The 9718-nt window shown below is 71.5% G+C and carries 14 protein-coding genes; 6 read left to right on the top strand and 8 right to left on the bottom strand.

What is annotated here, in order from left to right:
- The first annotated feature begins 87 nt into the window (after positions 1 to 87).
- Positions 88 to 618 carry a hypothetical protein gene (locus ACZ432_RS02340; RefSeq protein WP_426963933.1) on the top strand — a complete coding sequence of 177 codons (531 nt, stop codon included), beginning with the start codon at positions 88 to 90 and terminating at the stop codon, positions 616 to 618.
- 9 nt (positions 619 to 627) lie between these two features.
- On the opposite strand, the gene ACZ432_RS02335 is transcribed toward ACZ432_RS02340, so the two are convergent.
- From ACZ432_RS02335 to paaA, 5 genes are read right to left on the bottom strand one after another with little or no spacing between them, the layout of a single operon-like run.
- Positions 628 to 807 carry a PaaD-like zinc ribbon domain-containing protein gene (locus ACZ432_RS02335; protein WP_426964104.1) on the bottom strand — a complete coding sequence of 60 codons (180 nt, stop codon included), beginning with the start codon at positions 805 to 807 and terminating at the stop codon, positions 628 to 630.
- Between the two features lie 2 nt (positions 808 to 809).
- Positions 810 to 1271: a 1,2-phenylacetyl-CoA epoxidase subunit PaaD gene (gene paaD, locus ACZ432_RS02330; protein WP_426963934.1), complete on the bottom strand. Its 462-nt coding sequence runs from the start codon at positions 1269 to 1271 to the stop codon at positions 810 to 812.
- A complete protein-coding gene (gene paaC / locus ACZ432_RS02325; RefSeq protein ID WP_426963935.1) occupies positions 1271 to 2164 on the bottom strand; it encodes a 1,2-phenylacetyl-CoA epoxidase subunit PaaC in 894 nt (297 codons plus the stop codon). Before paaC ends, paaD begins: the two co-directional genes overlap by 1 nt.
- Positions 2157 to 2495 carry a 1,2-phenylacetyl-CoA epoxidase subunit PaaB gene (gene paaB, locus ACZ432_RS02320; RefSeq protein ID WP_426963937.1) on the bottom strand — a complete coding sequence of 113 codons (339 nt, stop codon included), beginning with the start codon at positions 2493 to 2495 and terminating at the stop codon, positions 2157 to 2159. Before paaB ends, paaC begins: the two co-directional genes overlap by 8 nt.
- Before the next feature lie 2 nt (positions 2496 to 2497).
- Positions 2498 to 3445: a 1,2-phenylacetyl-CoA epoxidase subunit PaaA gene (gene paaA / locus ACZ432_RS02315; protein ID WP_426963939.1), complete on the bottom strand. Its 948-nt coding sequence runs from the start codon at positions 3443 to 3445 to the stop codon at positions 2498 to 2500.
- A gap of 86 nt (positions 3446 to 3531) precedes the next feature.
- Between paaA and ACZ432_RS02310 the strand changes: the two genes are divergently transcribed.
- From ACZ432_RS02310 to ACZ432_RS02300, 3 genes are all read left to right on the top strand, one after another.
- Positions 3532 to 4173, top strand: a complete 642-nt coding sequence (locus tag ACZ432_RS02310; RefSeq protein ID WP_426963940.1) for a helix-turn-helix domain-containing protein — start codon at positions 3532 to 3534, stop codon at positions 4171 to 4173.
- A 66-nt stretch (positions 4174 to 4239) separates the two neighbouring features.
- Complete coding sequence (locus tag ACZ432_RS02305; RefSeq protein WP_426963941.1) at positions 4240 to 4485, top strand: AbrB/MazE/SpoVT family DNA-binding domain-containing protein; 246 nt, start codon at positions 4240 to 4242, stop codon at positions 4483 to 4485.
- Complete coding sequence (locus ACZ432_RS02300) at positions 4486 to 4920, top strand: type II toxin-antitoxin system VapC family toxin (protein ID WP_426963942.1); 435 nt, start codon at positions 4486 to 4488, stop codon at positions 4918 to 4920. It begins immediately after the preceding gene.
- A gap of 45 nt (positions 4921 to 4965) precedes the next feature.
- Here ACZ432_RS02300 and ACZ432_RS02295 read toward each other — a convergent pair whose 3' ends face one another.
- Positions 4966 to 5901: a ring-cleaving dioxygenase gene (locus tag ACZ432_RS02295; protein ID WP_426963943.1), complete on the bottom strand. Its 936-nt coding sequence runs from the start codon at positions 5899 to 5901 to the stop codon at positions 4966 to 4968.
- Positions 5902 to 5993: 92 nt separating this feature from the next.
- The gene (locus ACZ432_RS02290; protein WP_426963944.1) at positions 5994 to 7496 is read right to left on the bottom strand and encodes an HTTM domain-containing protein; all 1503 of its coding nucleotides are present in this window, start codon (positions 7494 to 7496) and stop codon (positions 5994 to 5996) included.
- 142 nt (positions 7497 to 7638) lie between these two features.
- Here ACZ432_RS02290 and ACZ432_RS02285 point away from each other — a divergent pair, with 142 nt between their 5' ends.
- Both ACZ432_RS02285 and cmk read left to right on the top strand, forming a co-directional pair.
- Positions 7639 to 7806, top strand: a complete 168-nt coding sequence (locus ACZ432_RS02285) for a hypothetical protein (RefSeq protein WP_426963945.1) — start codon at positions 7639 to 7641, stop codon at positions 7804 to 7806.
- A gap of 83 nt (positions 7807 to 7889) precedes the next feature.
- On the top strand, positions 7890 to 8501 hold the full coding sequence (cmk, locus tag ACZ432_RS02280; RefSeq protein ID WP_426963946.1) for a (d)CMP kinase: 612 nt from the start codon (positions 7890 to 7892) through the stop codon (positions 8499 to 8501).
- Between the two features lie 33 nt (positions 8502 to 8534).
- On the opposite strand, the gene ACZ432_RS02275 is transcribed toward cmk, so the two are convergent.
- Entirely contained in the window at positions 8535 to 9689 is a 1155-nt protein-coding gene (locus tag ACZ432_RS02275) for an FtsZ/tubulin family protein (protein WP_426963948.1), read from the bottom strand.
- Positions 9690 to 9718: the final 29 nt, after the last annotated feature.

Genomic DNA, 9718 nt, shown 5'->3' with positions numbered 1-9718 from the left:
TATGGTCCGCCGCCCTCCTCCACACGACGGCCCTCGAACGCTTCCGGCTCGGACGACTGACGGTCGCGGGACCTCGACGACATAAGGATGCCCGGGACGCCCGATCCGGTGCTCGGGAGCGACGCGGCGACGCTCGTTGCGAGCGTGCTGCTCGCCGTCGCTACGACGGCCGCGGCCGCGTGGCGCGCGTCGGGCACGCAACGCGCGTCGCGACCGCTCCGCACGGCGACCCTGCTCGGCGTCGCCCACGGCGCGGTCCTCGTCGGCGGCTGGGCGCTCGTGCGGACCGTCGCCGGCCGGTTCTGGACCGCGCCGACCGCGGCTCCCGGCGAGTTCCTGCTGGTCGTCGTCGGTGGACTGCTCGTGGTGACGCTGCAGGCGGCGGTGTCGCTCGGCTGGCTCGCGGCTCGGGGCGTCGTGAGCCCCACGGTCGGCCTCGCGGCCGCGACGGCGCTGGTCTGGTTCCTCATCCTGCGCGTCGGCGGCGAGAGTGATCCGCTCGGCCTGTACGCGCTGGCGTTTGGTCCGGTCGTCGTCGCCGCGCTCCTCGGACTGGGAGCCGCGGAGTGGGCGGTTCGGCGAGCACTCGACAGCGTCGAGAACGCCGGCGAAACCTGACGTCTGCCGCTACCCGAACCGCTCGAACGGCTCCTCGCAGTTCTCACAGAAATGCATCGAGCGACAGAGCCCCGGCCCCTTCGGGTGCTCCCTGTGCGTCTCGTCGGACCCGCAGTAGGGACAGACCGCCGGCTCTTCGTCCGCGTCGCCCGCGTCGCCGGCCGTCACGCTGGGGTCGCGGTCGCGCACGGTCACACGCTCAGACCGAACTCGCGGAGGTCCTCGCGACCGTCCGGAGTCACCATGTTCACGTTCCACTCCGGCGTGTAGCGGATCCGGACCTCGGCCTCGTGGACGCCGGGCGCGGTCTCGGCGGCACAGCGCACGTCGTTCGTGAGCATGTCCTTGGCCGGACAGCCGGTGTAGGTCAGCGTCATCTCGACCGTACAGCGGTCGCCCTCGACCGTCACCTCGTAGATCAGGCCCAGGTCCACGACGCTGACGGGCATCTCGGGGTCCTCGACCTCGCGGAGCGCGTCCCACACGTCGGCCGCGACGCCCTCGGCGCCCTCGCCGGTCTTGGGGTAGGAGTCGGGCGCCTCGCCGTCCTCGTAGCTGGTGTAGGCGCACGCCTCGCCGTCGGCCTCGCGCGCGGCGCTCGCCGCGTCCTCGCCGGGGTCCGCGCCGCCGCCGAGCGGGGCGTTCGCGGGCATCAGCTCACTTCCTCCGCACGGAGCCGAGCGGGGCGGTCGAAGTCGATCTCGTCGTGGGTCGCGGTGAACGCCTCGTAGAGCTCCGTCCACGCGTCGGTGTGGCTGCCGTCGCGGCCGCGGGCCGCCGGCCGCGGGGCCGCGTCCGGTTCGGGAACGGTCAGCCCGAGGGACTCGAGGTACGGGACCACGGTGTCGAGCCACTCCGCGCGCATGTCAGCGAGCGTCTCTCGGCGCACGCCGGCGTCGAGGATCGCCTCCTCGTTGGGTCCGGGCGCGAACAGCGAGAGCGCGTGCGGGAACAGCTCGTCGACCGCGGCGTCGAGCCGCTCGCGGGCGGTCTCGTCCTCCGCCAGCCGGTCGAGCCAGTTGGCGGCGTGCTCGCGGTGGTACTCCTCCTCGGAGAGCGCCTTGCCGACGCGGTCCGCGAGCGGCGCGTAGCTCGTCTCCACTAGGGCCTCCAGCCGGATGCGCTCGGCCACGTCGTAGAGGTAGCCGCGGACGACCGCGTTCCCCCACCCGTCGTCGTCGAACGGCCGCTCGGCGAGCGTGCTGTGGGTCCACTCGTCGGCCGGCTTCTCCCAGATGCACTCCGCCTCGGTGTAGCCCAGTTCCTGCAACAGGTCGTACCAGAGGCGGGCGTGGCCGAACTCGTCCTGCGCGACGTTCGCGAGCGCCAGGTCCGACTCCAGCGTCGGCGCGAATATCTGCCACTCGGTGAGCCGCTCGGCGTGGACGAACTCGTCGTCCGCGAGCCGGAACAGCTGCTCCTCGACCGCGATCTGCTGTTCGGCGCTGAGCGTGTCGCGGTCGAGGCTGCCGGCGGCGGGCGTCTCCTCCGGGATCTCGTAGCCGCCGGCCGCGTCGTCCGTGGCACCGCGTGCGTTCTCAGTCATCGGCTTCCTCCATCGCCTCGCGGCGCTTGCGGGCGGCCTCGCGCTGTTCGGCCTCGCTGTCGGCGACCTCCTCCGCGAAGGAGGCGTCGATGTCGTTGTACGTCATCGCCCAGCGGTACGACTTGTCGGTGGTGCCGCCGAAGGCGGCGTCCTCGGCGTCCACTTCACCGATCTCCGGCTGCGGGACGACCCACAGGGAGTTCGTCTGCATCCGGCGAGCGTGCTGGATCTGCGCGAACTGCTTGGCCATCTCGCGGTCCGGCGCGTGGACGTTGCCGACGTGTCTGTGGTAGTCGCCGGGCTCCTCCTGTCTGAACACTTCCCAGATCATGGTCAGTCGGCCGCCTCCCCGGTCGCGACGCCGGTCGCCTCGGACTCCCAGGAGTCGAGCGCGTCACGCACCCACTCGACCGCCTCCTGTCGGCGGCGCCGGGAGCCGATCTGCTCTTTGCTGCCCGGGTACTCGTTCTTGGAGATGGTCCAGAACTCGTCCCAGTCGAGCTCGTCGTAGGCGAGTTCGTAGCGGCCGGACTCCTCGTCGTACTCGATCCGGGGCGTGTCCGGGATCTCCAGGCCGTACTTCTCGGCCTTCGGGATGTACATGTTGAGGAACGACTGGCGGAGCTCGTCGTTCGTCGCGGTCTTGAGCCCCACGTCCTGCGCGAAGTCGTTGTGGTGGCTCTCGTCGTTCGGCGGGCCGAAGAACTGGATGATGCGGGGCCACCACACCTCGAACGTCTCCTGGGTGCGCTCCTGGGTCGCTTTCGAGCCGGACATTAGCTCGCGGAGGATCGACTCGCCGTGTTTGACGTGGAACCCCTCCTCGAAGCAGACCTTGTCCATCGCGTGGGCGTAGGGGGTCCAGGAGGTGGACTTCAGCGTCGCCTGCCGGCGCATCGCGCCGCCGTCGACGAAGAAGTCGATCATCGGCGCCTCGTACCAGGTGTCGACCGGGTAGTGGAAGCAGTTGAGGAACTTCCCCTCCCCGTTCGCCAGTTCGTCGAGCATCTCGTCGCGCGTCTTCACGCCGAGCGTCTCCGCGGCGCGGTAGAGCAGCTGCGCGTGGCCGATCTCGTCTTGCACCTTCGCGGTGTTGGCGAGCTTCCGGTCCAGCGACGGCGCCTTCCGCGTGAACTCCTTGTCGAGGTAGCCGCCCATGACCTCGGAGTTGGCGTGGAACTGGATCATCCGGGTCGCCGCTTTCCGATACTCCTCGGGCATGTCGTCGCCCGGACCGAACTGCCGCGGTCCGGCGCGGTCCTTCACTGTCTCGAGGTCCATAATCATTCTTCGGTACGGAGCCACACCACTTTTCGATTCGGCAGTCCATGAGCGGCTTTTATATACTCGCGGCCGAACGTGTGCCCGTGATCGACGAGTGCCTGATCGCGGAGTTCCGCGTGGAGGGCGACGACTGTCCGCTCGCGCGCGCCTCCGCGACCGCGGACGCCGCGGTGTCCGCGGAGCCGCCACAGCTCCGCTCGGACGGGAACGTCCTCCTGCAGTTCACCGCGCCCGCGGACGCCGGTATCGCCCCCGTCCTCGACGCGGACGACGACATCAGGTACCTCCACGTCGCGAACGCGGGCGACCGCGACAACTTCCGATGTCTGTCGAAACACCCCTGCGTCGTCCACGACCTCGTCGACGAGGGGTTCCTCGTCGAGTCGATGCGCTACGACCGCGGCGCGGCGACGATGACCGGCGCGGTCGTCGGCCACGACGTGTTACAGGGCGTGATGGAGCGCGCCGCGGAGACGGTGGGCGTGACGCTCCGCAAGCTCCAGCCGCTCGCGACCGAGGAGGCCGACGCTATCGGCCGCGGCTACGGGTTGACGCCCGCACAGGAGGCGGCGATCCGGACCGCCCACGAAATGGGCTACTTCGCGATTCCGAAGGCCTGCTCGGCCGCGGACGTGGCCGACGAACTGGGGATCAGCAAGTCCGCGTTTCTGGAGCGTCTGCGGCGCGGACAGGACGCGCTGTTCGAGGCGTTGCTGGCGCGGTGAGGGAGTTCGAGCGCGCCAAGTGTGTCACCACACTAGGCTTATGTCGCTCCGACGCGAAGTGAGGATATGGGCAGCGACAGCGTGGACGCCGAAAGCAAGGTGTCCGGCAACCAGGCGAACATTCCCGCCGCGATCCGGCGGGAGCTGGACATCGACGACGGCGATCACCTCCGCTGGAGCCTCTCGGACGACGGCGCCGTCCGCGTGGAGATCGTCCGCCAGCGGTCGGGAACGTTCGCCGAGTTCGACGGGTACTCGGGCGAATCGGAGACCGACGTCGTCGCAGAGCACGACGCGTGGGGCGTCGAGTGAATGCCGCGAGCGCTCGTCGACACCTCCGTACTGTACGCTGCCGCGTATCGGCGTGACCGACATCACGAGCGTGCGCTGCCGATCCTCCGCGGCATCGACAGCGGAGACCTCCCGGAGGCCGTGATCCTCGACTACGTGCTCGCGGAAACGCTGAACGGATTGACGACGAACGCCGGACACGACGCCGCGGTCGACTTTCTGGACCGACTGGAGGAGAACCGGCGGTTCCACGTCGAGTCCCTCTCGACCGAGGGATTTGCACGGGCGAAGTCGCTGTTCCGCGAGCGTCGGAAGCTCTCGTTGGTGGACGCGAGCCTCGCGGCGTACGCGGACGAACGAAAGACGACGTACCTCTACGCGTTCGACGACGACTTCGACTCCGTCGATCGGTTGTCGCGTCTGGACACGCCGACGAACCCGTACTCGCCCGACTGACTCGCCCTCCTCGGGAGCGAAACGGCGTGCGCATTCCGACGCCGATCAGGTCGACAGCGGCGGCAGCGCCGCCTCGATCTCCTCGCGGCGGTCCTCCAGCCACTCGGGCAGGACGAGTTCCTCGCCGAGCGCGTCGAGGGGTTCGTCGACCGCGTAGCCCGGGGACTTCGTGGCGAACTCGAAGAGGACGCCGCCCTGGGTCCGCGCGTACACCGACCTGAACCACTTGCGGTCGATGATCTCCGTGGGCCGAAGGCCCTGCCCCTGCAGGACCTCGCGCCATTCCGCCTGCTCGTCGTCGTCGACCTGGAACGCGACGTGATGGACCGTCCCCGCGCCGGGGCGACCCTGCGGCGCGTTCGGGTCCGTTTCGAGGTCGACGACGTAGCCGCGGTCGCCGTCCGCCTCGAAGCGCGTGCGGTGCTGGTCGGGGTCCTCGGCGGCCCGCTCGAAGCCCATCTCCTCCAGCAGGGCCGCGGTCGGGTCGACGCTCCCCAGCGCCAGCGTCACGCCGAAGAAGCCGCGGATCGCGTGCTCCTCCGGCACCGGGCTCTCGGGCAGGTTCGGCTCGGGGGCGTCCGCGCGGCCGACGAGTTCCAGCGGGAGGCCGTCGGGGTCCTCAAACGCGACGACGGGGTCGCCGAACCGCTCGAAGGTGGAGACGGCGTCGACCTCGTCGGCCGCCTCGAGCCGGTCGACCCAGAAGTCGACCGCGTCAGCCGGGATCAGGAACGCGACGGTCCGGGCCTGGCCGCTCCCGACGCGGCCGGGACGGGCGTCCTCGTAGGGGAAGAACGTCATGCTCGTGCCGGGGCTCCCCTCGTGGTCGGCGTAGAAGAGGTGATAGACGCCGACGTCGTCCTGGTTGACGCTGCGCTTGACCATGCGGAGCCCGAGCGTCTCGGTGTAGAACGCGTGGTTCCGACCGGGATCGCTCCCGATGGCGGTGACGTGGTGGATGCCGGGTGTCGGGTCGACCATATCGGGGGGACGCCCGCGGGGCGGTTAATCGTGGCGGCGGCCACCGCTCATCCAGATCGATCCGCCGGCGGGGCGGGCGGGACGGCGCCGCCTCAACACTCCCGCTCGACCACCTCGACGGCCGTCGGTTCCCCGCGCGGTTCGCCGAGAGCGACGTCGACGTAGACGAACGAGACAGTGACGCGCTCGACCGGCTCGTCGCCGGCGGCGGCCGCGCGCTCACAGAGGTACGCGCCCAGGCGCGCGTCGCGGTCGTCCGCGGGATCGGCGGGCATCGCGGCGAGGTACTTCCGCCAGCGCGCGCTCGGATACGCGCGGGCGTCGCTCGGCGTCCGGTTCCTCGCCACGGGGTCGCCGTGCAGCGCGTCGCGGGCGCCGCCGTCGGCGGTCTCCGCCGTCGCGAGCACGAGCGAGGCGGTGTTCGGCGGGTTCGGCGCGAACATGTCCCAGCGGTTCTCCGTCGGGTCCGCGGCGTCGGCCACCGGGGCCGGTGCGGCGACGAGCCCGAGCGCCATCGCGTTCCACGCCAGCAGCGACACCAGCAGGACCGCGGCGATCCCCTCCGGAAGCCGGCGGCGCACGCGTCCGGGCCCCGACCGGTCGCGGAGCGGTCCCGGAACCGCCGGGAGGCCGGCCGCGACCGCGGCGCTCCCGGCGGCGGCCGCCCCGCGGAGTCGCTCCGCCGGGCCTTCGAGGGAATGCCCGATCGCATCCCAGACGCGCGGGGGGAAGAACGGCAGCAGGGCGGCGACCGACACCAGCGGGAACACGCCGATCGCGAGCGTGAGCGCCATCGACAGGTGCGCGGCGACGAACGCGCCCGCCAGCGCCGTGCGGGCCCGGCCCGCGAACAGGAGGAGCAGCGGCGACGTCAGCACCAGGCCGAGCCACGCGTAGGTCCCGACGGTCAGGAGTCCGTCGGCCCCGGCGAGTGCGCCGCCCAGCGGCCCGTACAGGTGCTCGAGCCGGAACACCTGCGGGACAGCGGTCCCGCCCGGCCAGGCGTCGCCGCGGAGTTTGACGAGCCCGTTCGAGAGGTACAGGACGACGACGAACGTCAACAGAAGCGCCGGCGCGAACCCCGTGACGCGGTCGACCTCGGATGCGCCCCCGTCTCGGTCCCCGCTCCGCCGTCCGTCTCGCCGGGTCCGGCGGACCGCGTCGACGGACCAGCGCCGGCCGAGGGGGAGCAGGCACGCGAGCGCGAGCAGTTGCCACAGCAGCGTGTCGCCGGCGTTGAGAACGAGGGGGTTCCGCGCCTGTAGCGACGCCACGAGCACGAGCGAGAGCAGGGCGGCGGCCCGCGTGCGGTACCCGACCGCGAGCGACGCGGCGACCGCGGCCGCGAGGAGGAACAGGAGCGCGACGGCCCATCCCTCCCCGGACACCGCGTGGAGCGAGTAACGGGAGAAGACGGGGTACAGCTCCGCGAGCGTCGACCGCGGGAGCACGCCCTCGTCGGTGTAGAAGGCCGTCAGTCCCCGACTTCGCAGCGCCAGGTCGACGATCAGGACCGTCCCCAACGCGATCCGAAACGCCGCGAGTCCGCGCGCGTCCGCTCCGAGGCGCGCGCCCAGGTGCTCGCGGACGGTCATTGCTGTTACAGGGTCTCCCGCTGGCGCGGATAGGTTTTGTGGAGCGGCGGCCGGCCTTTCCTATCGGGGGTCGACGCTCGGATCAGCGGGACGCTCCGACGCCTTCGACGGACCTTTGACCGCGAGTCTCCACCCGTGGCACATGCTCGACGCACTCGCTGGATCGCTTTTGCACGTCGGTACCGAACACCCGGACGCGCTGTGGATCGCCGCCGTTGGGGTCGCGACCTTCGCCGCCGGCCTCGGGGCGGGGCTGCTCGCGCGCGGACGCCGCGACGACGCGACCACGGACGCCAAGGCTGAGAGCTAACCGGGGACGCGATTTTCCGGACGGCCCCGACTCCGGACGAAGCCCCTCATCTTTTGACGGCGTCCGTCGAAGGCGGAAACGTCATGGCGCCCTCGAACGCGGCCGACCGCCGGATCGACAGCAACCTGTTCGTCACGGTGTCGGGGCCGCCGGGTTGCGGCGCGACGACGCTCTCGGAGGCGCTCGCGGACGCAATGGACTGCGGCTGCGTCTCCGGCGGCGACATCTTCCGTGAGATCGCCGCCGACCGCGACATGAGCCTCTCCCAACTCGTCGCGAAGGCGGGCGAGACCGACGAGATCGACCGCGCGCTCGACCGACGACTCCAGACCATCGCCGAGAAATGGGGGGCCGCGAACCGGGCGTTCGTGCTCGAGTCCCGGCTGGCGGGGTGGCTGGCGGGCAACCGCGCCGACCTCCGGATCCGACTGGACGCGCCCGAGGAGGTCCGACTCCAGCGAACCGAGGACCGCGAGGAGTGGGCCGCCGAGATGCAGGTGCGCGAGGTGATCGAGAAGCAGCGCTACGAGTCCTACTACGGCATCGACCTCGACGACCAGTCCTTCTACGACCTGACGATAAACACCGGGCGCTGGACGCCGGAGTCGACCGTGGAGGTCGTCCTGACGGCCATCGAGCAGTACGAACCGGAGCTCGACGAGGGCGCCTTTCCGACCCCGGACCTGGACGTCTGAGCCGGCCGCCGGGGATCTCTCGCGGCCCCGCTCTCAATCCCCCGACGCGCCGCGTATCTCTCGCAGTCGCTCGGTCGGGTCGACGCCGGCCCGGAGGACGACCGCGTAGACCGCCTCGGCATCGGGGTCCGGCGCGTCACCGCTCAGGATGGCGTCGGAGCCGGTCTCCTCCGCGAGCCAGCGGCGCCCCTCCGCGATGGCCTCGCGGTTGAGCCACGCGGGCGGCCCGCCGATCAGGAGCAGCGTCCGGTCGGCGCCGCCCTCGACGGTGCCGAGCGTCCCCTTTCCGCGAGCCGCCTTTCTGATCACGGTCTCGATCGCGCTGACCGCCTCGCTGGTGTCGACGTCCGCGGGTTCGGACGCGGAGAACAGTCCGAGCCCGAACCGCGAGCCGCCGTCCGGCGTCTCGACCTCCTGTTCGGCGTAGCCGATGTCCGCAACGTCGGAGCGGTCGCCGAGCGCCCGGTTTACGTCGCTGGCGTCGACCACCTGCTGCGGGACCGACCCGCCCTCACCGCCCGCCGCGTCGCCGGCGCCGAAGACGGCCGCGATCCGGTCGGCGGCCGCGGCGTTGAGCCGCCCGCGCGCCTCGGCGAGCGTCTCGTCGCGGCGGAGCCACGCGTCGTTGTCGAACCCGATGATCGCGTTCGCGAGGCCGTCAAGCCCGTCGAGCGTGCGGGCGGCGTTCGCGACCGCGAGCGGGCGGTCGGCGGTCCGCTCGCCGTCCGCGTCCGCCCGGCGGCCCCCGGCCTGCTCCGCGAACGACTCCGCCTCGGGGTCCGCCGGCAGAACTCCGAAGACGTAGACGGGGACGTCGTGAAGTCGTCGGAGGTTGCGGACCAGCTCCGGCGCGGCGCCGGCTCCGGTGCCGCCACCGAGCCCGACCACGACCAGAAACGCCTCCGCGCGGGAGGGCGTCGCGGCGTCGAGCGCGCGGCTCAGCTCGTCGACGTGCTCCGCGCCCAGGTCGAGCCCGCGCCGGAGGTCGCCGTCGAGCCCCTCGCCGCCGGTCCGGTCGCCGAACCGATGTCGGTGCTCGTCGGGCACCGCGTCGAGCGCGTCGAGCGCGCCGGCGTCGGTGTCGAACGCGACGGTCGCGTCCAGGAACGGCTCGTCGCCGTGGTCGGCCGCGAGCCGGTCGACGATCCGACCGCCGGCGCCGCCGAGGCCGAGTGCGTGCAGGCGCATGGTCGCCGTGTCGCGGACCGGAGGCATAT

The organism is Haloparvum alkalitolerans, assembly GCF_055381565.1.
This window is presented reverse-complemented; position numbering and strand designations above follow the sequence as displayed.